At 51.6% G+C, this 21,656-nt stretch carries 25 protein-coding genes; 2 read left to right on the plus strand and 23 right to left on the minus strand.

Annotation, left to right across the window (positions count from 1 at the left end; all coding sequences use genetic code 11):
- Positions 1-86 precede the first annotated feature (86 nt).
- The 3 genes from EDM60_RS22955 to metG form a co-directional block, all read right to left on the minus strand.
- On the minus strand, positions 87-1,181 hold the full coding sequence (locus EDM60_RS22955; RefSeq protein WP_122966032.1) for a 3D domain-containing protein: 1,095 nt from the start codon (positions 1,179-1,181) through the stop codon (positions 87-89).
- Between the two features lie 367 nt (positions 1,182-1,548).
- Positions 1,549-2,319 carry a TatD family hydrolase gene (locus tag EDM60_RS22960; RefSeq protein ID WP_063230315.1) on the minus strand — a complete coding sequence of 257 codons (771 nt, stop codon included), beginning with the start codon at positions 2,317-2,319 and terminating at the stop codon, positions 1,549-1,551.
- 27 nt (positions 2,320-2,346) lie between these two features.
- Positions 2,347-4,371 carry a methionine--tRNA ligase gene (gene metG / locus EDM60_RS22965; protein WP_122966033.1) on the minus strand — a complete coding sequence of 675 codons (2,025 nt, stop codon included), beginning with the start codon at positions 4,369-4,371 and terminating at the stop codon, positions 2,347-2,349.
- Positions 4,372-5,113: 742 nt separating this feature from the next.
- Here metG and EDM60_RS22970 point away from each other — a divergent pair.
- On the plus strand, positions 5,114-5,365 hold the full coding sequence (locus tag EDM60_RS22970; protein WP_007776347.1) for an AbrB/MazE/SpoVT family DNA-binding domain-containing protein: 252 nt from the start codon (positions 5,114-5,116) through the stop codon (positions 5,363-5,365).
- Between the two features lie 115 nt (positions 5,366-5,480).
- Here EDM60_RS22970 and rsmI read toward each other — a convergent pair whose 3' ends face one another.
- The 12 genes from rsmI to EDM60_RS23030 form a co-directional block, all read right to left on the minus strand.
- Positions 5,481-6,365, minus strand: coding sequence for a 16S rRNA (cytidine(1402)-2'-O)-methyltransferase (gene rsmI / locus EDM60_RS22975; protein WP_122966034.1), 885 nt, complete (start codon positions 6,363-6,365; stop codon positions 5,481-5,483).
- Complete coding sequence (locus EDM60_RS22980; protein ID WP_233454143.1) at positions 6,362-6,637, minus strand: GIY-YIG nuclease family protein; 276 nt, start codon at positions 6,635-6,637, stop codon at positions 6,362-6,364. The genes rsmI and EDM60_RS22980 overlap by 4 nt, the downstream gene beginning before the upstream one ends.
- Positions 6,612-7,379, minus strand: a complete 768-nt coding sequence (locus EDM60_RS22985; protein ID WP_122966036.1) for a tRNA1(Val) (adenine(37)-N6)-methyltransferase — start codon at positions 7,377-7,379, stop codon at positions 6,612-6,614. The genes EDM60_RS22980 and EDM60_RS22985 overlap by 26 nt, the downstream gene beginning before the upstream one ends.
- A 95-nt stretch (positions 7,380-7,474) precedes the next feature.
- On the minus strand, positions 7,475-7,846 hold the full coding sequence (yabA, locus tag EDM60_RS22990; RefSeq protein WP_122966037.1) for a DNA replication initiation control protein YabA: 372 nt from the start codon (positions 7,844-7,846) through the stop codon (positions 7,475-7,477).
- Between the two features lie 28 nt (positions 7,847-7,874).
- The gene (locus EDM60_RS22995) at positions 7,875-8,690 is read right to left on the minus strand and encodes a PSP1 domain-containing protein (protein WP_063230309.1); all 816 of its coding nucleotides are present in this window, start codon (positions 8,688-8,690) and stop codon (positions 7,875-7,877) included.
- A 3-nt stretch (positions 8,691-8,693) separates the two neighbouring features.
- Positions 8,694-9,674 (minus strand): DNA polymerase III subunit delta', encoded by a 981-nt coding sequence (holB, locus tag EDM60_RS23000; RefSeq protein ID WP_063230308.1) that lies wholly within the window; start codon positions 9,672-9,674, stop codon positions 8,694-8,696.
- Positions 9,675-9,690: 16 nt separating this feature from the next.
- Positions 9,691-10,137 carry a YaaR family protein gene (locus EDM60_RS23005; RefSeq protein ID WP_122966038.1) on the minus strand — a complete coding sequence of 149 codons (447 nt, stop codon included), beginning with the start codon at positions 10,135-10,137 and terminating at the stop codon, positions 9,691-9,693.
- Positions 10,138-10,274: 137 nt separating this feature from the next.
- Entirely contained in the window at positions 10,275-10,604 is a 330-nt protein-coding gene (locus tag EDM60_RS23010) for a cyclic-di-AMP receptor (protein ID WP_007719896.1), read from the minus strand.
- Between the two features lie 128 nt (positions 10,605-10,732).
- Positions 10,733-11,374, minus strand: coding sequence for a dTMP kinase (gene tmk, locus EDM60_RS23015; RefSeq protein ID WP_122966039.1), 642 nt, complete (start codon positions 11,372-11,374; stop codon positions 10,733-10,735).
- 47 nt (positions 11,375-11,421) lie between these two features.
- Positions 11,422-12,894 carry an aminotransferase class I/II-fold pyridoxal phosphate-dependent enzyme gene (locus tag EDM60_RS23020; RefSeq protein ID WP_122966040.1) on the minus strand — a complete coding sequence of 491 codons (1,473 nt, stop codon included), beginning with the start codon at positions 12,892-12,894 and terminating at the stop codon, positions 11,422-11,424.
- A 129-nt stretch (positions 12,895-13,023) separates the two neighbouring features.
- Positions 13,024-13,206, minus strand: coding sequence for a sigma factor G inhibitor Gin (locus EDM60_RS23025; RefSeq protein WP_005830511.1), 183 nt, complete (start codon positions 13,204-13,206; stop codon positions 13,024-13,026).
- A gap of 60 nt (positions 13,207-13,266) precedes the next feature.
- Positions 13,267-14,289, minus strand: a complete 1,023-nt coding sequence (locus tag EDM60_RS23030) for a hypothetical protein (RefSeq protein ID WP_233454142.1) — start codon at positions 14,287-14,289, stop codon at positions 13,267-13,269.
- Between the two features lie 235 nt (positions 14,290-14,524).
- Here EDM60_RS23030 and EDM60_RS23035 point away from each other — a divergent pair, with 235 nt between their 5' ends.
- Positions 14,525-15,052 carry a hypothetical protein gene (locus tag EDM60_RS23035; protein ID WP_122966042.1) on the plus strand — a complete coding sequence of 176 codons (528 nt, stop codon included), beginning with the start codon at positions 14,525-14,527 and terminating at the stop codon, positions 15,050-15,052.
- Positions 15,053-15,061: 9 nt separating this feature from the next.
- Here the strand turns inward: EDM60_RS23035 and EDM60_RS23040 are convergent, their stop codons facing one another.
- The 8 genes from EDM60_RS23040 to EDM60_RS23075 form a co-directional block, all read right to left on the minus strand.
- The gene (locus EDM60_RS23040; RefSeq protein WP_063230302.1) at positions 15,062-15,328 is read right to left on the minus strand and encodes a pro-sigmaK processing inhibitor BofA family protein; all 267 of its coding nucleotides are present in this window, start codon (positions 15,326-15,328) and stop codon (positions 15,062-15,064) included.
- Positions 15,329-15,340: 12 nt separating this feature from the next.
- Positions 15,341-15,571 (minus strand): DUF2508 family protein, encoded by a 231-nt coding sequence (locus EDM60_RS23045; protein WP_063230301.1) that lies wholly within the window; start codon positions 15,569-15,571, stop codon positions 15,341-15,343.
- A 13-nt stretch (positions 15,572-15,584) separates the two neighbouring features.
- On the minus strand, positions 15,585-16,559 hold the full coding sequence (locus EDM60_RS23050) for a CPBP family intramembrane glutamic endopeptidase (RefSeq protein ID WP_122966043.1): 975 nt from the start codon (positions 16,557-16,559) through the stop codon (positions 15,585-15,587).
- Between the two features lie 50 nt (positions 16,560-16,609).
- Positions 16,610-17,104 (minus strand): SRPBCC family protein, encoded by a 495-nt coding sequence (locus EDM60_RS23055; protein WP_122966044.1) that lies wholly within the window; start codon positions 17,102-17,104, stop codon positions 16,610-16,612.
- Between the two features lie 67 nt (positions 17,105-17,171).
- Complete coding sequence (gene recR / locus EDM60_RS23060; protein WP_005830525.1) at positions 17,172-17,768, minus strand: recombination mediator RecR; 597 nt, start codon at positions 17,766-17,768, stop codon at positions 17,172-17,174.
- Positions 17,769-17,796: 28 nt separating this feature from the next.
- Positions 17,797-18,108 (minus strand): YbaB/EbfC family nucleoid-associated protein, encoded by a 312-nt coding sequence (locus tag EDM60_RS23065; protein WP_063230366.1) that lies wholly within the window; start codon positions 18,106-18,108, stop codon positions 17,797-17,799.
- A 40-nt stretch (positions 18,109-18,148) separates the two neighbouring features.
- Positions 18,149-19,873, minus strand: coding sequence for a DNA polymerase III subunit gamma/tau (gene dnaX / locus EDM60_RS23070; RefSeq protein ID WP_122966045.1), 1,725 nt, complete (start codon positions 19,871-19,873; stop codon positions 18,149-18,151).
- Between the two features lie 129 nt (positions 19,874-20,002).
- A complete protein-coding gene (locus EDM60_RS23075) occupies positions 20,003-21,433 on the minus strand; it encodes a PAS domain-containing sensor histidine kinase (RefSeq protein WP_122966046.1) in 1,431 nt (476 codons plus the stop codon).
- Positions 21,434-21,656 lie beyond the last annotated feature (223 nt).

Below are 21,656 nucleotides of genomic sequence, written 5' to 3' on the forward strand. Positions count from 1 at the left end.
CGCCTGAAACCGTCTAACTATCAAACAGCTTATCATGTCTATTCGCAAAACGCCAAAGACAAAGACAGGAGCGGTCTGCTCCTGTCCTATGGTTTCTGCGGCCCGATTATATAGACGGTTTTGTTGCGCTTGCGACCAAATTGAACGGCTTCTGGCTCTGTGCTCACAAACACGTCAATTTTTCCGCCGCGCATGGCGCCGCCTGTGTCTTCTGCCCGGCGATACCCTACGCCCTCAATATACACCCACCAGCCATATGGAATGACTTTTGGGTCTACTGCGATCGTGTGGCCTGCCTTTGCTTTGACGCCTGTCGCCGTACGTCCATAGCCTGGCGAGCTAGGATGCTTGCCTCCCCCTGAAGGAGAATAGGCAGTCAAAGTAACCCCGTTCAGCACTTTTTTCGGCCTGAATACTTTCCCACCACGCGAGATCATTCCCGCTGAAGCGACCAAGACCCTTTGCGATGGATCGTTGTTTTGCAGCGAAGGAGCTGCTGTTCCGACGGCCACCACTTGGTCCTTCTTTGGCACAAGCACATCTCTTGCCACCAGTTCACGGGAGACCTCCTTTCCGTCTTCCATGACCAGCTTGTAGTGTGCAATTGCCTTACCCTCTTGCCCGTTTTGCAGTACACGGGACTTACCCTTGGTTAATGCCGGATCGTTCTTGCGTATTTCCTGAAAAGCAACCCGTTCCTCGACTTTGACTGTCTGCTCGACTACGCGCTTAATTGTAATCGAAGCGTCCTTCGTCAGCGAGGCGGTCAGGGCCGGCTCTACCCGGTCCTTTTCACCCAGCGCAATGCCGCTGTCCTTCAACACGCCAGCAACATCCCGACTAAGTGTCTGTATCGTTTTAGTCTGCCCGTCAACCTGGACCGGAATGGACCAGGCTGTATGTAAAGTGATCAATGCTCCGTCTGATAGCTTCGTCTCAGGTGTTGGTTGAAGGGAATCCTTTTCCGTTACCGTAATGTTTCGCTCGGTCAAGAACTGCTGTACGGTACTAGCTTTGGTAGCTACCGTCTGGCTTTCTCCGTCCAACGAAAAAGTGACCTGTTTTGGCTGGGTAGCCTGGGCAGAGAAATAGCCAACCATGGGAACGAGCACAAGAGCAAGGATGCCGAAAACGACAAGCCCCGAATGCTTATACTTTTCCCATATCGCGCGTAACTCCATTTCCCACACTCCTTTTCCTAGAAAAGCACGAGGCTTCTCCTGTCTAGCCAGGTAAGGGTCGATGTAATTGCACCAATATTCTGGAAGTGGTCTGTACTTAACAAGGTCGGCTTTGATTGTAAGTTACTTTTTTCCCTTTGTCAAATTTACCCTCCCCTGGCCGAAGCGATAATGCTAACAGACTAGCAAAAATCAGATGGCGAATGGTAGCAGATTTCTGTCGAGAAGCTTTGTCGGATGGACAATAATCGTTCGACACATTGTTCAAGGTATGCGCCGCAAAAAACGAGTAGAACAACAGATCGCAGCACAAAAAAACGGGAAATCACGTGATATGGCGTGATCTCCCGTTTTGGCTTGCTGTTTTTTACGGCTGGAGGCGAAACAGTCGTCTTGCATTTTCTGTGGTGATTTGGGCCATTTCTTCGTAAGACAAGCCGCGAATGTTCGCCATTTCCTCGCAGACGTAACGCACGTATCCACTCTCATTTCGCTTCCCGCGGAACGGATGAGGGGTCAGGTACGGGCAGTCTGTTTCTATCAACAGCTTGTCGAGCGGTACTTGGGCTGCTACTTCTTTTGGCTGCTTCGCATTTTTAAAGGTCAGCGGGCCGCCGAATGAAATGTAAAAGTTCATGTCCAGCGCCAGCTTCGCCGTCTCCCAGCTGCCGGAGAAGCAGTGCATGATCCCTCCGACCTCTGCTGCCTTTTCTTCTTTCAGGATCGTCAAAACATCCTGGTGCGCGTCGCGATTGTGGATGATGATCGGCATGTCGAGCTTCCGCGCCAAACGAATTTGCTTGCGGAATACTTCTGCCTGCACGTCTTTTGGCGACGTATCCCAGTAATAGTCCAGGCCCATTTCGCCCAGCCCCACTACCTTCGGATCGCGGCTCAACTCCTCGATCCACTCCAAATGCTCGTCGGTCATGTCTTTGGCGTCCTGGGGATGCCAGCCGATGACTGCGTATATGAAATCGTGGTTTTTCGCCAGATCCATGCAAGTCGGGATGGTTTCTGCGTTGAATCCGATGTTCACGATCGTGCTGACGCCGTTTTCCCGCGCGCGGGCGATGACTTCCTCGCGATCCTCATCAAATTCTTTTGCATTCAGGTGCGCATGTGTCTCAAATAGCAAAATAGGTTCTTCCTTTCCTGCCCCTCGTTACTTCACAATCGCTCCGTTCGGCATGCTCGGATCTACTGTCGCAAGCGTCAGCTGATCGCCTGCGGACGCTGCCAAAATCATGCCCTGCGACAGCTCTCCGCGCAGTTTCACAGGCTTCAGATTGGCTACGAGGATTACTTTTTTGCCGACCATGTCTTCCGGCGTGTAGTATTTCGCGATACCGGAAACGACTTGGCGCTTTTCATAGCCGAGATCCAGTTGCAAAATCAGCAGTTTGTCGGCGTTCGGGTGCTTCGCACATTCCACTACTTGCGCAACACGCAGTTCTACTTTGCCAAAATCGTCGATACCGATTTCTTCTTTGGCATCCGCTGGTTTTTCTGTCGCTTCCGCCTGGTTTGCCGTTGTTTCGTTCACAGGTGCTTCCCCTTTCAAAGCGTCTTGTTTTTTCTTGTTTTCCTCTGCTTGGCGGCGTGCTTCTGCTGTCGAATCGTCAATGAAAGCCAGCTCAGCCTGCACGTCCAGACGCGGGAACAAAAGCTCTTTGCGGCTCACGATGCTGCCGGCAGGCAATCCGCCCCATACGCCAGCCGATTCCCAGCTTGTCGCCTGTTCGTTGCCCAAAATGCCGAGTTGGTCCCAAATTTTCGCAGGCGCCTTGGTCATGAACGGTTGAATCAGCACGGAACTGATGCGAATGCTTTCCGCGAGGTTGTACATGACTGTCGCCAGACGTCCTTTGGTTTCTTCCGATTTTGCCAGGTTCCACGGCATGGTTTCGTCGATGTATTTGTTCGTGCGGCCCACCAGTTCCCAGATGTGGGCAAGCGCATTGGAGAAACGCATTTCTTCCATATGCTCCTCGACCAGCGCCTTCGTTTTCATCGCGAGGCTGATCAGGCTGTCATCCGGTTCGCCAGCATCTTGCGGAGCTGGAACTACGCCTTCGAAGTATTTCTCGATCATGGTAGCGGTGCGGCTGAGCAAGTTGCCGATATCGTTTGCCAGATCGTAGTTCAGGCGCTGTACGAACGATTCCGGTGTGAAAATGCCGTCCTGCCCGAAGTTGATTTCACGCAACAGGAAGTAGCGAACGCCATCGGAGCCGTAACGGTCAATCAGCAGCTTGGGATCGATAACATTTCCTTTCGACTTGGACATTTTTCCATCCGGCATCAACAGCCAGCCATGACCGAAAATTTGTTTCGGCAGCGGAACATCGAGCGCCATCAGCAAAATCGGCCAGTAGATCGTATGGAAGCGCAAAATGTCTTTTCCGACCATATGGACGTTGGCAGGCCAGAAACGGCGATATTTGCTGTCGTCGTCAGACAAGTAGCCAAGAGCAGAAATGTAGTTGGTCAACGCGTCAATCCAGACGTAAATCACATGTTCAGGATCGCTCGGCACTTTAATTCCCCAGTCAAATGTGCTGCGGGATACGGACAAGTCCTGGAGTCCAGGCTTCAGGAAGTTGTTGATCATCTCGTTGCGGCGACTCTCCGGTTGAATGAAGTCAGGGTTCGCTTCAATGTGCGCGAGCAGTCTGTCCTGATACTTCGACATGCGGAAGAAGTAGTTTTTCTCCTTGACCTTCTTCACTTCGCGGCCGCAATCCGGACAAATGTAACCCTTGTCGGTTTTACATTGGGTTTCTGTCCAGAACGCCTCGTCTGGTACGCAATAGTAGCCTTCGTACTCGCCGAGGTAAATATCGCCTTGGTCAAGCAGACGCTGGAACACTTTTTGCACGACTTCTTTGTGGCGCGGCTGTGTCGTACGGATGAAATCATCGTACGAGATGTCGAGCTTCTGCCACAGGTCGCGAATCCAGTCTACGACAGGATCGATAAATTCCAATGGCTGCTTGCCATCTTCGGCCGCGCGCTCCTGTAGCTTTTGACCGTGCTCGTCCGTACCTGTTAGGTAGTAGACGTCGTAGCCGCGCAAACGTTTGTAGCGCGCCAGTGCATCGCAAGCAATTGTCGTGTAGGCATTTCCGATGTGCAGCTTATTGCTTGGATAATAAATCGGTGTGGTGATGTAGTATGTTGGTTTCATGCAACCTAGCCCCTCCTAATAACATGTAGAAAAATAGAAAAGCCCACCCCAAAAAATTGGGGCGAGCTCTAACTCGCGGTACCACCCAAATGCTCCGTCTCCCTCGCGGAAAACGGACTTGGTGAGTCCAAAACAGACTCTACCCTTAACGCGGGTCAACGTCACAGACTACTGGGCACGACGGTTTGGTCGCGGCTGTTCATCTGCAAGACTCTGGGTCCATGTTCGGCTTGCTCGCTTATACCGGTTTTCAGCTGCCCCGGCTCTCTGGAATAAGGAGGATCGGCTTACTCTTCCCATCATGGTCGTTTGCTTTTGCTGTGCATTCCCTCATTTATCCTCTATTGTACACGACCGACCTGTTTTGTAAACATCCAGCCAGCACCATCTTTCCCGAATTATTTTCAAATGTAAGGAAAAGGGAAAGCAGAGAGAAGTAGGCTTTTTTGTCGAATAGGCGCGGTTTCATTCGACATAAAGTGACTGTTTCGACATGCATTAATCCCAGTAAATTTTATCCATAAAAATTTCCATACACTTTCCAGTTTCCTACAAAACGCTGATATATCAACTTTCTTATTTTCAAAAAACACTTTGGTTTTCAAAGATTTGTCAAAATCATGTTGACACCTTTGGGAATCGCTGGTATGATAATCCCAACAGAAAATGTCGAATATTGACGATTAATGATGAGCGTTTAACAATAGCATCGACATATGAATTTTTAGGAGGAGAATTTACAATGATGAAATCAACGGGGATTGTTCGTAAAGTAGATGAATTGGGTCGTGTCGTTATTCCAATCGAATTGCGCCGCACACTCGGCATTGCCGAAAAAGACGCTTTGGAAATTTACGTAGATGGTGAGCGCATCATCCTGAAAAAATACGAGCCTGCTTGCATCTTCTGTGGAAACGCTGATAAAGTATCTCATTTTAAAGGTAAAATCGTTTGCCAAGATTGCCTGACTGAGATGCCAGTTGTAAAACGCTAATTTTTGATAAAAAACCGATTTACATACAAATAGCCTTCGCACAGGGACAAGCTATGCGAAGGCTATTTGTGTTTTCTGAGCAAAAGAAAAAAGCCGACCTGCTAAGGCCAGCTCCTTATTCCGCTTCCTGATCGCGATGGTACTCGTTGTAAACGTCCCGTTTGGGCAAGCCGCGGTCATCAGCCGCCTGCTTGATGGCTTCTTTTTTGCTCAGACCCTGCTCACAGTAATGGTCGACATGCCCAACGACGCTCATTTGCTGCCACCAGTCAACAGCTTCCTCTGTTTCGACAGCGCCTGTGTAGCCTTCGACAATGACGCAAAATTCCCCGCGCACTTCCCCGCTGTCCAGCCATTCCAGCAGTTCGTCAAAAGTGCCGCGAACAAACTCTTCGTAGCGCTTGGTCAGCTCCCGAGCCAAAACAGCCCGGCGATTTCCCCACGCTTCCCGCATCGCGGCAATCGTCTTTGCAATCCGATGCGGAGCTTCGTAAAAAATCAACGTCTCCGGATAACGCTTGAGCCGTTCCAGCTCCTCGCGCCGCTCCTTGTTTTCCCGCCCGATGAATCCGCAAAAAACAAAACGGTCTGTAGGCAGTCCCGAAGCAATCAAAGCTGTCAGTGCGGCATTGGCACCTGGCACCGGAACGACAGGATATCCGGCGGCGACTGCATCGCGCACAAGATCTGCCCCCGGATCGGAGATAGCCGGCAGTCCGGCGTCGCTCACCAAGGCAATTCGCTTTCCTTCTGCCAACCATTGCAACAGCCCTTGACCGCTTGCTTCCTTATTATGCTCGTGATAGCTCACTGTGCGCTTCTCGATCTGAAAATGGTTCAGCAGCTTCCTTGTTTGCCGCGTATCTTCACAGGCAATCACATCGACCGCGCGCAGTGTTTCCAAGCACCGGACCGTGATGTCATCGAGGTTGCCAATTGGCGTAGCCACCAAATACAGGACACCTGTTTCCTCCTGCGCAAAGCTGCGCTGTATATTCATTGCGGCGTCCCTCCAATCAAGTCTTCTTTTTGCTTGCGATTCAGCCGTTTGATCGCTTCCTCCCGCTTCAAGCCCCATGAACGGTCAGGCCCCTCTTCCCAAAAGACAAGCGCCAACGGCCCGCGTCCTCTGGTATACTTCGCGCCCTTTCCCTCCTGGTGCTTCGCCAGTCGGCGCAGCAGCTCCGTCGTATAGCCGGTATACAAGGAACCGTCTGCGCAGGAAAGCATGTAGACAAAGTGGCTCTTATGCGAGGGAATCTCTTCTGCCAAAATAAATTTCCTGAAGTTCCTCACAGTATTCCTCACCATTCTCATAGACAATCAATGGCGGTTGAATCCTCAGCTCCGGCTTTCCGCCCCGCATTCCTTCGATTAGTACCATATTCGGCTCCGCATCCCTGCGCGGATAAACCAGGCGCATCCGCTTCGGCTCGATTCCGTATTGACGCATCAAGGAAATGATATCAATCAGTCGCGTCGACCGATGGACGAGTGCGAGCTTGCCCCCATTTTTCAACAGCTGGCTGCCGACCCGGATGACATCTTCCAACGACAGCAAGATCTCATGACGGGCGATCGCAAAGTGCTCGCTGGTGTTTTTCTCGCCACTCGTCGCAGGCATATATGGCGGATTGCACGTAATCAGATCGAATTTGCCGTGACCGTAATGGGCAACAGCCTCTTTGACGTCTCCATGGTGCATCTCGATCCGTTCTGTAAGCCCGTTCAACTGTACGTTTCGACTCGCCATGTCGTACAAACGCGGCTGAATTTCGATTCCATCAAAATGAGCTTCCGGCGTCCTTGTCGTCATGATCAGCGGAATCGCCCCGTTGCCCGTACACATATCAAGCACCCTGCCGCGCTTTGGCACCGATGCAAACCGCGCAAGCAGCACAGCATCCATGGAAAAACAGAACACCTCGTGGCTCTGGATGATTTTCATTTCGTGTGTCAATAAATCGTCAATGCGCTCCGCATCGTAGAGCGGCACGTTGGTGACAGGTTCCATCCTTTATTTCCTACTCCTTTTTGTCCTTGTCTTGGAAAAAGCGACCTGACACGTGGCACAGGTCGCTTTCTCCATACGGTGATCGCTCGTCACCTTTATTTTTGAGGGCCGCCGCTCAAAAACGAGAGACAGAACAGGCAATCCCCTTCTTTACGCAAACTGCCGAAATGCACATTGCAGATATGAAACCCTTCCGCATACAGACGAGCAAGGTTGTCATACCCTTCCCCGACCACGGCCTTTTTGGCTTTCTCCTTGGCAACAATGCTTGTTCCTTTTTGTTTTGCCTGGGAGCCAGTCTTTTTCTTGTCCAGTCGGTTGCGAAGATGCTGGTTTTCAACGAGTAATTGGGCATTTTCCTCCATCAAAACAACGATGACGTCTTTCAACTCACCGATCTCTTTGTACAGGTCCCCAATTCGTTCTTCAATGCTCGCCATCTTGACGAAGATTTCCCGTTTGTCCACTAGCTCACCTCTCCCCTACCCCCACACTTTATTCATAGGTGGGGAGCCCTATCGCAATCTCATCCAATCCAAATTCCGTGATGCGTTTGTCGATCGAAAGCTCCACCTGAACGGACTGATCCAGTACGTTAACAGAAACGACTCGTCCATTTCCCATCGGGGTAGTGACCACCTTGCCGACATCCGGCATTTCATCACGCGTGCTTTCGTAGTTGTCATTCTCGTATTTTAAACAGCACATCAAACGGCCGCACAGACCGGAGATTTTTGCTGGATTCAACGAAAGGTTTTGATCCTTGGCCATTTTGATCGAAACTGGCTCGAAATCGCCGAGGAATGTCGAACAGCACAGCAGCCTGCCACAGGGACCAATGCCGCCAAGCATTTTTGCTTCGTCGCGCACGCCAATCTGACGCAGTTCAATGCGGGTGCGAAACACGGAAGCGAGGTCTTTTACCAGCTCGCGGAAATCAACCCTGCCGTCAGCGGTAAAATAAAAAATGATCTTGTTGCGGTCAAATGTGTATTCCACATCGACCAGCTTCATATCGAGCTTGTGCTCCTTGATCTTCGTCTGGCACACGGAAAAGGCATTTTTCGCAGCTTGCTTGTTTTCATCAACCTGCTTAGCGTCTTTATCGTCAGCCATGCGAATGACCTTTTTCAACGGCAGCACCACATCGGACTCAGCGACTTCCTTTTTGCCGATGACGACCTTGCCATATTCGACCCCTCTCGCCGTTTCGACGATTACAGTGCAATCTTTCTCTATCGGCAGTCGGTCAGGGTCGAAGTAATATATTTTGCCCGCTTTTTTAAAACGGACCCCAACAACCTCATACAAGGGTTATCCCTCCTGGAATTGAAGAACCAACCGCTCAAGAGCCAACTGTGCGTTGGCGTTTCGCTCTATCCGATTTTTCGTATCCATGACCAAATCTATCCCGTGCAAGAGCTCAGCTTTTGTCCATACCAGTGCTTGTCCTTGCAGCACATCCTGTTGGTCGCTGTTAATGAGATGGGCATGCCTGCCTACTTGCACATACAGGATATCGCGCAGCCAAAGGATGAGCAAATCTAAAAAGAGGGGTAGTTCCTCTTTGATTTTGTCGCTCTTTTGCAACATATCATGGATGGTGAAGAGCGCAGACGAATTACGCTGTTTGCACTCATGGCTCAATTGTATCACTAGATTTCTTAGCTGTGCAAACGATTCTGATTGGCTGAGTGCCTTGGCCTCTTCCACATTTGTCGTAATGTGGGAGGCAATCTGCGCCATCCCGGCGGAAATGCCGTCTGACCGCAGCTGTGCCGCAATGGCTTCGGCAGAAAGTGGAGAGAATTGCACGATTTGGCACCGGGATAAAATCGTCGGGAGGATCGAGTGGCTATGTTCCGTCAGAAGCAAGGCCAGTACACCAGCGGGCGGTTCCTCCAAAAACTTCAGCAGGCTGTTGGAAGCTTGCGTCGTCATTTTGTCGACGTGTTCGATGATGTACACCTTGTGCTTGGACTCTACCGCACGCATGGCCATTTCTTTTTGCAGCGCGCGAATCTGGTCGATTTTAATAGAAGCTCCATCAGGTGTAATAAACAGGACGTCGGGGTGGTTTCCCCCTTCAATCCGCCTGCATGTAAGACAGGCCCCGCAGGCGTCCGCTTCCCTTTCCGGACAAAAAAGGGACTTCGCCAGATGCAGGGCCATCTGCTTTTTACCCGCTCCTTTGGGACCAGCCAATAAATAGGCGTGTGCCAATCTGTTGTTGAGCAGGCTATGATACAGCAGCTCGGAAGCTCTCGGCTGCTGGGAAAAACGGGTCCATGTCATAATGGTTTCACACCCACTAAAAATACAAGTTGATCAGCATGCCGCGGATTTCGCCAATCCGGGCCAACAAATCAATCGTCGGCGCCTGGTCGCTCAAAAGCTCATCTGTCAGACGCAAAAGCTCCTCATCGACCTGCTTGACGATTTTGTACAGCCTGCTGCGGCCTCGCCGATTGATTCCTCGTCTGTCATCCAGGGCAACCCCGTATTTGACGGCTTCCTCCATGAATTGCTTGACGAGGTTTTTATATGCATAAAAATCGCGAACAGAGCGCGATCTGGCAAGAACTTGCCCCATCCTGTCGATGTCGCCGAGCAGCCGATTGATCAGCTCCTGGGACATGCGCTCGTCTTCTCCTTGCACCATCGTGCCAAAATTCAGCTTTTCGAGCTGAGGATTTCTACGTGAATCTGCCGTTTTTATCATGTCCAGCTTAGGTCTAAGCCCATCGCCGATTTTCATCTCGCCACCCCACAGGCCCGATCAGTAGGGGATAAACCCCCCGTTACATCAAGTATAAACGAAAGCGGCGAAAAAAGAGAGCATGAACTAACCTGCAGATGAGAATGAGGATGCTCTTCACTTTTGCGCATCATATGTCAAAAAGAGTGGAACTCTCCTACATCCAGTACAAACACGGCGGCTCCGCCTACCTGTACCTCCAGCGGGTAAGGCATGAACGAATCCACTGCATTGCTGAGAGGGGAAACAGGAGTGACCATTTGCTTGCGGGATTTGCAGTTGTGTGCAATGATGTCGATTACTTCCGGCACGCTTTCGTCAGACGTACCGATCAAAAACGTTGTGTTGCCAGCTCGCAAAAAACTGCCGGTACTGGCGAGCTTCGTCGCACGAAACCCTTTCTTTACCAGTTGTTGAGACAGACGACCACTATCTTTGTCCTGGACGACCGCAACTACCATTTTCATCGGCTATCACCCTTTCCGCAAGAATTATCCCGCACGTGCTTTATTGTATGAAAAACATGTAGGCTTGGTACGCTATTTCGCCTAAACATATTATACAGTATGTACCTGTACATGCGGTACTGCGAACCTTACAATCTGTCCAGCAATACGCGCAATGCCGATTCGTACACCTGCTCCATCGGCTGCTCGGCATCAATAACGACGAAGCGATCGGGGTCTTTTTCCATGACAAGCTGATACCCTTCTCTTACCAGCTGGTGGAAGCGGATTCCTTCCAGATCGAGCCGATTGACTTCTCTGCCGCGCGCTTTGTTGATTCTCGCCAGTCCAACCTCGGGACGTATATCGAAAAACAGCGTCAGTTCCGGCATGCAGTCACCGACGGCGAAGCGGTTGATCTCATAGACTGCCTCTATGCCAAGCCCTCTTGCATGGCCTTGATAAGCAAGACTGCTGTCGATAAAGCGATCGCAAAGCACGAGCTTGCCGGCTTGCAAGGCAGGCAACACTTTTTCGGCCAAATGCTGGCGTCTCGCTGCGGCGTACAGCAATGCTTCCGTTCTCTCGTCCATTTGCGTATGCGCCGGATTCAGGATGATCTCCCGAATTTTTTCCGCAATATCGATACCGCCCGGCTCGCGTGTCAACAGCACATCCACGCCACGCGCCTGCAATTCCTCGTACAGCTTGGCAATGACAGTCGATTTGCCCGCCCCTTCGCCACCTTCGACAGTAATAAAACGGCCTTTTGTTCCTGTTGTCACTTGCATGCTCCTTCCGCACCTGTTGTAGCAGGCCACTTGCTTCCTATCTGTAACTAACGCAACACCTGGATGGTATGCAAACGATCGTCCTGCACCCCGTGAAAGCGAGTGCGCCCCCGCCGCAACTCGGCGAGCATTTCCAATCCTTCCTCATCCATTCGCTCACCCGGAACGAGTACCGGAATACCTGGAGGATAAGGAATGACCATCTCGGCCACGATTCGTCCCGTTGCCTGTTCGAGCGGAATCGTCTCCCGCGGGCGGTCAACCGCTTCGTGCATCGGCACAGCCTGCTTGCGCAAATAGTGCGAGGAGACAACGCCGTGCAAAAGAATCCGCTCCGCTTCCGCTTCGACTTGGGGCGAGAGCGATTCCAGCAACCGGGCCAAGGCTTCCAAGTCTTTATGAGTCGTTCCTGCCGATGCTGCCAGCAGTACGTGAGAATCATCAGCCAACTCAGGAAAGATTCCATGTCTTTCCATTAATTCCTGCAACGCAAATCCGCTCGTCTGTCCCGTGCGCAAGTGCAAAAACAGCTTCAAAGGATCAAACGTCGCATATACGCAGTTCGCAGAAAGCTGCGGCCATTCCAGCCATTCCAGCTTGCCTGTTCTCTCCCGGAGCTTGTCCAGTAGCGGCAGCAGTCGCTCCCATTCTTCACAGGCTTCAAGCGCCAGATGACGCCGGGCCAGATCGAGCGAAGCCATCAGTATGTACGAAGGGCTGGACGACTGGAGCATGGCTAGATGCCGATACAATCGTTCCCTGTCTATTCGCCCGCCTTGCAGATGCAGCATGGAGGACATCGTCATGGCCGAAGCCATTTTATGTGTGGATTGTACGGCAGCGTCCGCACCCGACTGCATCGCCGAGCGAGGAAAAGCCGGATGAAAGCCAAAGTGGGCACCATGCGCCTCGTCAATCAAAAGCGGAATGTCGTGCCGATGCACCGTAGCCGCCATTTTCGCCAAGTCGATGCCCATGCCGTAATAGGTGGGATTCGTCAAAAAGACTGCCTTGGCATCCGGATGTGTCTGCAGGGCACGCTCGACATCCTCGCGCCTGACCCCGGCGGCAACACCTGTTGCCAAATCCACGGCAGGCACCAGAAAAATCGGCTCCGCTCTGGCCATGATGATCCCGTGATAAACCGATTTATGGCAATTTCGCTGCACGAGAATTTTGTCACCCGGTCGGCATACCGTCATGATCAGGGCAAGATTCCCGACTGTGCTGCCGCCAATCAAAAACTTCGACTCTTCCGCACCGAAAGCTTCCGCAGCCAAAGACTGTGCTTCCGCAATCACGCCTTGAGGCTGGTGCAAATCATCGGTCCCGCTAATTTCAGTCAAATCAAGCTCCAATACGGATTGAAAACGATGTTTGGCGTGGCTGTCAAAGCTGTGGCCCATTTTGTGCCCAGGCACATGAAACGGATGCGGGCGATGCTTGGCGTGCCGTTCCAGCTGTTCATACAGGGGCGCACGCTTTTGTCGCTCCCGAAATTCAGCATCTCTCATAAGCACGCGCGACTCACGTCCTTTGTCATGAATATTACCCATTATTTTAGCATGATTTGACATGAGGAAAACGGAAATTCGCCAAGCTTTTTGGCAAATGAAAAAAGACACCGGGGATGCCGATGCCTTTTTCCGTCACGCATCTTTTCGCAGCCAAATTCGTCTCATCTGGTGGATAAAGAACGGATACTTTTCGTCCTGGACGTCGGTATTTACCATTTCCTGTTCGCATTTTTGACAAATAAACTGCTCACAAATGGCGATCCCGTCGTTCTGCTCCTGTTCACAGACGATACATCGCTGAGCAACTTTTTCCATAGTGCAAACGCCTGCCCTTTTCCTCAATCTACCAACCATTATACCCCATTATAATCCGCATCATTCCCAAACGTTCGTCTTTTCGCCGATAGCTCGGTAACCTTTGAAAAAAAGCTGGGCTTCCTGGGTTGGAAAACAGGATGCCGCGTCCACGACCAACGACTGGCGCATCACCTTTGCCACTTCTTGCAGGGAAAGCTCGTCCACAATACCGAGCCTGTCTCCGATCACCAGCAAATCGGCATCCTGCAATACGGCGTTCCACGAATCGCCGTGCAGCCAGTCGGGGTGTACCTCGTTCGGATATTGCCCGTCCGCTCCGGTGTAGACAGCTACGTCCATTTTCGCCAGCCAGCCTTGGGGCATCTTGTCCCACAAAGCGTTTGAACCGATCAGCGCTACTCGCCTGATCTTCGCCTTTTCCAGAACGAGCTGGCATTCCCGCTCAAGCCATTTGCAAACATGCGAGTGATCCCGACGCTCCGCAAAAAGCCAGCCCTGCCCGATCCGCGTATCCAAACCTAAAGCTCGCGACACTTGCCTGAGCGAGACTTGCCGGGTATCGCACCACTCGCCCAGCTCCCAATAAAAGCGTTCTTTCCACGCCAAATAACGCGGCAGCTGACGAATCGCTTCATCTACTTCCCGGCGGCCGCAAATCATGGACACTTTGCCGTATTCGGCAAGCAGTCGGCAAACCAGGCGCATATACTTGCCGGACGGATTTCCCCCGATCAAAGCGCGCTCGTTGCCCGACCACAATGCCAAGCGGATTACTTCCCATTTCCTCGCATCATCACCAGCCTCGCTCGACAACGCCAACTCATCCGCCCAGGCATATGGCGCCTCATCCCCGTATATCACCAACAGGTCCGCATCGTTTTGCTGACGCATGCTTGTTCTATCCGCTGCCCGCAGCTTGTTGTAATCGTCATGCCCGGTTACAAGAAATCCGTCGACGCCTTCTGGCGGAAGTCCTGTTTGCTCAGATGCCAAATCGATCCCGCATTCGCGCAGAGAACCGCCCAAGCTGCGCACGATTTGTTCGGACGCGGCCCATAACGTCATTCGCTGCTCTCGCACATCTCCTCCCCCGCTTTCTTGGGCAAAAGTCTTATGCCGATTCCATTTCGTTCCTTTTTATCGTTGCCCATAAACCGCAAGTCCATCACATTTTCGCAACAATCGCCGCCAGCCGGACATGCGAAAAAGCCGTCAGTCTTGGCGCGGACCAACGGCTTTTTTGCATAAGGTGCAACTTTCTCCCGCTTGGAGACTGTGCGATAATAGACAAAGAACTGCGAAGGATGTGACTTCTATGAAGGGACAAGCCCAACATACGATCTACAGCTACAAGCTGCTTTACCGATTTCGCTGGGGACTTATCGGCTATTTGCTTCAGCTTTTGCTGATTGGCCTGTCCCTGATCGGCAGCTCCATGCTGTTGCAAGTACCTGTGGCCTCGCTTGTCGTCACATTGGCGATCCTGCCTGTCATACCGATCTGCCATTTGATCATTTTTCGGCTCTACGCCCAGCTGCGCTCGCAAAAACCTCAGACAACCGCTGACATGCTCGTCTCACCATGGTGGGGGGCTGGCTACGTGCTTCCCGTTCCGTTATCTGTTTATCGAGCCAGCGAAAGTACCGTATTGGTCGGCACCGCACTCCTGGCTGCGGGAGCATTCGTCTGGCTGTCGGCGGGCTATGGACTTACGTTGCTCGGCGGCGTGGCCGTCGTATCACTGCCGCGCCTGATCGCCTTGATCGCCTCGTTGCGTCAGCCTGGCTGGAGCCGGGTTAAATACGAGAATCGCGGAGTTGCCTTTTTGAAGACAGACGGTTGATCAATCCGTTCACATGATCCATAGCTTGATGACAATCAGCGCAGCGAGTCCTGGCAGGCGGAGAAATCCGGCGACCAAAGCTGTGACCGGGTTGATCGGAATATGGAAACTGGCCAGCTCGCCAACCAGATTGGTAAAAAACAAAAGAATGGCACCAATGACGACTTGCATGACGCCAAAACCAATCCACCTGATGGGAGTAGCCACTGACTTGCTTGCCGCTGTCAAAAGCAAAATCCCGACAATAATCAGCGCAATGATCCATCCCGTAGCCATGAACGCCCCCTCCTACGCGTGCTTGCGATGGCGCTCTCGTTTTGCCTGCGCCAGCAAGTACATGTACCGCTTTTCGGTAACGTGCAGATAATAGATGACATCCTCCAGACCGCCATCCGGCTCGCTGATTTCGACAAGATGGCGGGCGTGCTGCCAATCCTCACGAGCCTGATTTACCGCTACATCCAGACTCTCGGCATCCCAGTCGATGACAACCCGTTCTTTTTTTCCCCACCTGCTCACCTGCAAATCCTCCTCAGTTAAAGTAGTACAAAACCCCCATCATGTTATTGACCGCATGCAGCACAACCGCTCCCCAGATGGATTGGTAACGGTGTCGCACAAACCCCAGACCCAATCCGATGACGAACAGAGGCGCAAACAATGCCACATCAATATGCAAAAGGGCGAACCAGAGACTGCTGAGAATAATCCCGGCCACGGCACCTATGCGCCGAACCAGATAAGTCTGAATCACGCCCCGAAACAGAATCTCCTCCGCAATCGGAACCATGATCCCAATGACCACAAGCGATGCCACCGCCGCGAGCATATCCGTATCTTTTGCCGTCACAATCTCTTTTTCGATTTGTTGCTCTCGCTCCGATGACAAGGAAAGCCCAAACCAATCGGCTATCGGATTGGTCACCACCACGTCCAAAAGCAGTGCAATCAATAAAAAAAGCAACAGCAGCAAAACGAGCATCTGCTTGATCCGGACAGGACGACGTACCCCGATTTCCCCTAGCCTGCCGCGAAACCAGAGCGGGATCAGGATCAGCAGAAACAATTGAAAGACAGCCGATTCCAGCGTGCCTGCAACCGTCCCTACTGCAAACAGCGTGTCCTCCAGCACCAACCCGTACACAACCAGCACAATGGTTTGGAATACGTGCATCCACGCCACGATGTGCACCACATCATTGCCTGTCAGCTCGTGATTTCCCCATAACCACAAAGTCTGCTTGCTCTCGCGGGTGAGACTGTACATATAACCGATCGCTCCGACGAGGCTAAGCGCTGCCACTGCGAAGACGACCAATCCCATCCACGCCTCGGGCACGTCTGTAGTAGAAGCAACCCACTTTCCGTCCTCCCCGAGATGAAACCGAATCATGGAAAACTCGGCCGCAAACATCAGCCAATACCCGATGAATAGCATGATCGCCCACGGAGTGGACTTTTGTCGCCCAGCCCAACTCGCAAGCGACAGTCCTGGTCCTGTCAGCATTTCCTCACACTCCTACTTCACTCTATGTCTCGTCCACGAAAAAAAGTCCGTCACTCCTGCGATTTCTTTGCGATGTGCTGCAACTCCTGCGCCTTCGCCTCGGCAACCTCTTTGATGTATTCATTTCGTGTCCGCAAAAAGCGAGTCATGTACGCTTCCAGTACCAACCAATCAAACACCTTTCCCACGATGCCAAAAGGAGAAGAATAGTCGAAAATGTCCAGCATTTTTGTCGAATGTTCCCCGAGCACGACAAACTCATGCGTATGTCGGAAACGTTTAAACGCGCCCTTCACCATCTCATCGACAAAATAGCGCGGTTCTTCCATCTCGGTAATCTTGGCGGTCAAATTTTGCTTGATGCCAAAATGAACGGCTTCCCATGTAACCGACTCTCCCAGCTTGATCAAACCGCTGGTCACTCCGCCAATCGCCTTTTCGCGTGTACGCGCGGTGGACTCCATATGTAAATCAATGCTTCTCGCCGCATCAAAACAAATCTGTTGCGGTGCCTGAATCGTAAACTCCATGCGAATGACGGGCATCCTTGCTCCCCCTCTTGTCTCTTAAACGAAAAAAAAGACAGGCATTTCCCCCGTCTTCTTTTTCGCTCTATAGATCGCGTCTGCCTTCCAACGCTTTGCTCAAGGTCACTTCGTCCGCATACTCCAAATCTCCGCCCACTGGCAAGCCGTGAGCAATGCGCGTCACGCGAATGCCAAACGGTTTGATCAAACGAGATATGTACATGGCGGTCGCTTCCCCTTCGATGTTCGGGTTGGTCGCCAGGATGACTTCCTTCACCTGTTCATCGCCAAGGCGCTTGAGCAGGTCAGGAATGCGGATATCTTCCGGCCCGATCCCGTCCATTGGCGAGATAGCACCGTGCAACACGTGATAGTAGCCTTCGAACTCTTTCGTCTTTTCCATCGCGACGACATCGCGCGGTTCTTGAACCACGCAAATGATCGAGCCATCCCGACGCTTGTCCCGGCAAATATGGCACGGATCAAGGTCGGTAATATTGTTGCAGACGGAGCAGTAATGAAGCTGGCGCTTTGCGTTGACCAACGCTTTTGCCAGATCAAGCACGTCGTCCTCTTTCATGTTCAGTACAAAAAAGGCAAGCCGCCCAGCGGTCTTCGGACCAATGCCGGGCAGTTTCATAAAACCTTCGATCAGCTTGGAAACCGGTTCTGGATAGAACATCGCGTAATTCCTCTTTTCCTGCCCGATTTTAGAACAGGCCCGGGATGTTCATGCCTCCGGTGAATTTGCCCATTTCTTTGCCCATCATTTCGTCTGCCTTGCGCAGCGCGTCGTTTACCGCTGTCAGCACCAGGTCTTGCAGCATTTCCACGTCTTCCGGATCAACCACTTCTGGCTTGATTACGATGTCTCGTACTTGCTTGTGTCCGTCAGCTTTGACGACAACCGCGCCGCCGCCAGCAGAGCCTTCCACGATTCTATCTTTCAAAGCTTCTTGCGTTTTTTGCATTTCTTCCTGCATTTTCTTCACTTGCTTCATCATTTGTTGCATTTGCTGCATGTTTTTCATTGAGGTGTCCTCCCTGTTTTGGTTTTGACTGCTAGTCTTTTACTTCTATAAGTCCTTCACCTACAAGCTTGATCGCCTCTGCCAGAAACGGGTCTTCCTGCTCCCCGCCCGGATCGTCCTTTTGTGCGGTCTGCTGATCGACGCTTTGCCACTCTTCTTCCATGACAGACAACAGTTGCAAAGGTCTTCCCAGCACAGTAGACATGACCCGCTCCACTACACCTTTCAACTCCGGCTCCATCGTTTTATCACAATGGATGGCGCTTGTAAAAGTGACGATAACAGCATCGTTTCCGGCGGCTACAGGCTGACCGTTCACCAGCCACGCCTGATACTGTATTTTGACCTTTTTCAATTCATTTAAAATCTGGCTCCACTGTCCCCGAACCTGTCTGGTCAAGTTTTCATCAAGCGCCTTGGCTACTTCCCTGACGCGATTCATCGACGTCCGTGAACCACCGCCTGCGGCTGCCGCAACCACGCGCCTTGGCTCGCTTTTGCGCGGCTCTTCGGTCTTTTGCTGGCCTGGCAGACTGATTTGCCCTTGCAGTACCTGGCTCAGCCTCTCCTCCAGAGCGTTCAGACGGGCAGCCATAGCTGTCCATTCCTCACTGCTTGCTGCCGCTGCTCCACCACCGCCTGCTGTAGTCTGGGTGTTTGGAGAGCTTGCAGCGCTTGACTGGCACATTTTCACCAGTGTCAGCTCCACCAGCACTCTCGCATACGTCGACCATTTCAACTGGGAAAGCGACTGGTTGCACGTCTCGATCGCGGCATACAAAGCCGGCAAGGAGTAAAGCTTGGCGACCTCCTGGAACTGGTCGTCAATCATGGTGCGTTCCACGATCTCCTCCAGTTGAGGGGCTGTCTTCAACAGCAGCATGTCGCGGTAGTAGTAGAGAAAATCGTGCAGGAACTGCTCAGGGTCTTTTCCCTGAACCATTACCCGATCAAATTGCTCCATCACTTGTGCCACATCGTTTTCGGCGATATGTCTTGCCAGGACGGAAAAATACGATTGGGCGACCGTACCCGTGATCTGCATAATATCGCTGGCACGAACCTCATCCTTGCTGTAGCTGATTGCCTGATCCAGCAAGCTCAGCGCATCGCGCGCCCCGCCCTCCGCCATTTTGGCAACCAGTTGAAGCGCCTGCTCCTCGACCTGGACTCCCTGCGACTGGCAAATCCGCTGAAGCAGATCGACCATCACTTTTAACGGAATCCGGTGAAAATCGAAGCGTTGGCAACGCGATATAATCGTCGCGGGCAGCTTGTGCGGCTCTGTCGTCGCCAAAATAAAGATGACGTGGGAAGGCGGCTCCTCAAGCGTTTTCAACAGGGCATTGAATGCCTCTGTCGTCAGCATATGCACCTCGTCAATGATGTACACCTTGTACCTGACATCGCTCGGAGCAAACTTCACCTTATCTCGAATGTCCCGGATTTCCTCAACCCCGCGGTTGGAAGCGGCGTCGATCTCCAGTACATCAGTTACAGAACCATTGGATATCGCTTTGCATGTATCGCATTGATTGCATGGTTCGCCGTCGATTGGCTGCTCGCAGTTCACTGCCTTGGCCATAATCTTGGCTGCACTTGTCTTTCCCGTACCTCGGGGACCGTTGAACAAATAAGCATGAGAAAGCCTATTTTCGCGTAACGCATTACGCAAGGTTATCGTCACATGTTCTTGTCCGACTACATCCTGAAACGTCTGCGGCCGGTATACGCGGTATAGCGCGGTATAAGCCATGTTCGTGTGACACTCCCCATCTGCACAGTCCTCTTCCATATCCTATTCATTATACACGATTGACACCGTTCGTACAAAGAAAACGCCCCGTTCACAAGTGCGCGGGACGCTTCATCCAAACCGGGACAGCTACAGGTACGGCAGCATGATATGAAAGGTCGTTCCGTACCCTTTCGACGATACGCGAATTTGACCGCCGATGTCGTGAATGATCTTTTGACAGACGGACAAGCCAAGCCCTGTCCCTTCTTCCTTCGTCGTAAAAAACGGATCGAAAATTTTGTCGATGATGTAGAGTGGAACACCGGGGCCTGTGTCGTGGATATCGATGCTCATCTTGTCTCCATCCTGGTCAAGATGATGGGAAATTTGCAGCGTTCCCTGCTCTCCCATCGCCTCAATGCCATTTTTGCAAATGTTGATAAACACTTGCTTGAGCAACTCCGTATCGCCCACAACCATCGGCAGCTTTCCGCGCGAAGGGAAGCGTACGTCAATCCCGTACAAAATCGCCTGTGACTCCACGATTGGCATGATTTCTTCAAAAACCGTATTGAGGTCAACCATCGCGTACTGTATATCGCGCGGCTTGCTCAGGAGCAAAAACTCGCTGACCAAGGAATTGATACGATTGATTTCCGTCAGCATGATTTCGGTATACGTCTTTTCCCGATCCATCCCGCTGTCGGTGAATGATTTGAGGAACATCTGCAAAAATCCTTTGATCGAGGTCAACGGATTGCGGATTTCGTGAGCAGTGCCCGCCGCAATTTGACCGATCATCGCCAATCGCTCATTCCGTTCGATTTTTTGCTCAAACGAGCGCAGATTGGTAATATCCTTGAACAAAATGAACGCGCCGACTGTTTTTCCCGACTCGTCCTGCAGCGTATTGGCATCGACGATCAACTCGAAGCGCTGATTGTCATTCGTCCAGGAAGTCGCGACATTTTGCAGCTTCACGCCTTCCAACAGCTCTTTTTTGATCAGCCGATGCGGCTCGGGAATCCCGCTGAATACGTGATCGACGTGTTTGTTGATGACATTGAGCCGCTCCATTCCCAAAAGCTTGCAGGCAGTCTGGCTGGCCTCGATAATGCGCGAATGTTCATCCAGAATAAACAGACCCAAACTGGTATCGTAGGTCAGCTTGGTCAAAAGGCGCTGAGACAAGACCTGGTCGGTTTCTTTAGCCAATTGGTAAAAATGAACCAAATACAAGGGATTCTCTGCTTGCTGTACCAGTATCATCACAGGCGTCTTCCTGCTTTTCCCCTGTTGATCACGCCACTCTACTTCGACATTTGCTCCCGACTCTTCTTCTCTTTGCAAAAGCTCTTCGTACAGTTGTTCCATCGAGCCTTGATAAGGGAGAATAGTGGAGATGGGTTGCTTGATCAGTTGATCGCGTGAATATCCGGTTACACGAAGCAGTTGTTCGTTTACTTCCACGATACTACCCGATTGATTCACCAATAAAACGGCAGTAGGCAGTTGATGCATGAACCGCTGCAATCGTCCGGACGAGCCAACGAGATGTAACGAAAAAGGTGCACTCACAGCTTGTCCCTCCTGGCCTATGACGTACTTCATGAGCAAAGAAACCCATGGCATTTCTCAACTATTATGAAACTTCGTGAAAAAGTGCTCAAAACCTGCCCTTTTAGGCACTTATGAGCAGAGAAATGTTTCGCTAGTTATCGTCAAATTACAACAAAAAATATATCGATCGGCAAATTAGAAATCGCGGACAAACTAAAAATAGCATGCTTCCCGAAGGAAA

The organism is Brevibacillus parabrevis, assembly GCF_003710905.1.
Taxonomy (GTDB): domain Bacteria; phylum Bacillota; class Bacilli; order Brevibacillales; family Brevibacillaceae; genus Brevibacillus; species Brevibacillus parabrevis.

Excerpts from the sequence above, each read along its gene's own strand:
- EDM60_RS22955 (WP_122966032.1), bottom strand. The coding sequence starts at position 1,181 with ATGGAGTTACGCGCGATATGGGAAAAGTATAAGCATTCGGGGCTTGTC.
- metG (WP_122966033.1), bottom strand. The coding sequence starts at position 4,371 with ATGAAACCAACATACTACATCACCACACCGATTTATTATCCAAGCAAT.
- EDM60_RS22970 (WP_007776347.1), top strand. The coding sequence starts at position 5,114 with ATGATGAAATCAACGGGGATTGTTCGTAAAGTAGATGAATTGGGTCGT.
- rsmI (WP_122966034.1), bottom strand. The coding sequence starts at position 6,365 with ATGAATATACAGCGCAGCTTTGCGCAGGAGGAAACAGGTGTCCTGTAT.
- EDM60_RS22985 (WP_122966036.1), bottom strand. The coding sequence starts at position 7,379 with ATGGAACCTGTCACCAACGTGCCGCTCTACGATGCGGAGCGCATTGAC.
- holB (WP_063230308.1), bottom strand. The coding sequence starts at position 9,674 with ATGACATGGACCCGTTTTTCCCAGCAGCCGAGAGCTTCCGAGCTGCTG.
- EDM60_RS23005 (WP_122966038.1), bottom strand. The coding sequence starts at position 10,137 with ATGAAAATCGGCGATGGGCTTAGACCTAAGCTGGACATGATAAAAACG.
- EDM60_RS23010 (WP_007719896.1), bottom strand. The coding sequence starts at position 10,604 with ATGAAAATGGTAGTTGCGGTCGTCCAGGACAAAGATAGTGGTCGTCTG.
- tmk (WP_122966039.1), bottom strand. The coding sequence starts at position 11,374 with ATGCAAGTGACAACAGGAACAAAAGGCCGTTTTATTACTGTCGAAGGT.
- EDM60_RS23025 (WP_005830511.1), bottom strand. The coding sequence starts at position 13,206 with ATGGAAAAAGTTGCTCAGCGATGTATCGTCTGTGAACAGGAGCAGAAC.
- EDM60_RS23035 (WP_122966042.1), top strand. The coding sequence starts at position 14,525 with ATGAAGGGACAAGCCCAACATACGATCTACAGCTACAAGCTGCTTTAC.
- EDM60_RS23040 (WP_063230302.1), bottom strand. The coding sequence starts at position 15,328 with ATGGCTACGGGATGGATCATTGCGCTGATTATTGTCGGGATTTTGCTT.
- EDM60_RS23050 (WP_122966043.1), bottom strand. The coding sequence starts at position 16,559 with ATGCTGACAGGACCAGGACTGTCGCTTGCGAGTTGGGCTGGGCGACAA.
- EDM60_RS23055 (WP_122966044.1), bottom strand. The coding sequence starts at position 17,104 with ATGCCCGTCATTCGCATGGAGTTTACGATTCAGGCACCGCAACAGATT.
- recR (WP_005830525.1), bottom strand. The coding sequence starts at position 17,768 with ATGTTCTATCCAGAACCGGTTTCCAAGCTGATCGAAGGTTTTATGAAA.
- EDM60_RS23065 (WP_063230366.1), bottom strand. The coding sequence starts at position 18,108 with ATGCAGCAAATGCAACAAATGATGAAGCAAGTGAAGAAAATGCAGGAA.
- dnaX (WP_122966045.1), bottom strand. The coding sequence starts at position 19,873 with ATGGCTTATACCGCGCTATACCGCGTATACCGGCCGCAGACGTTTCAG.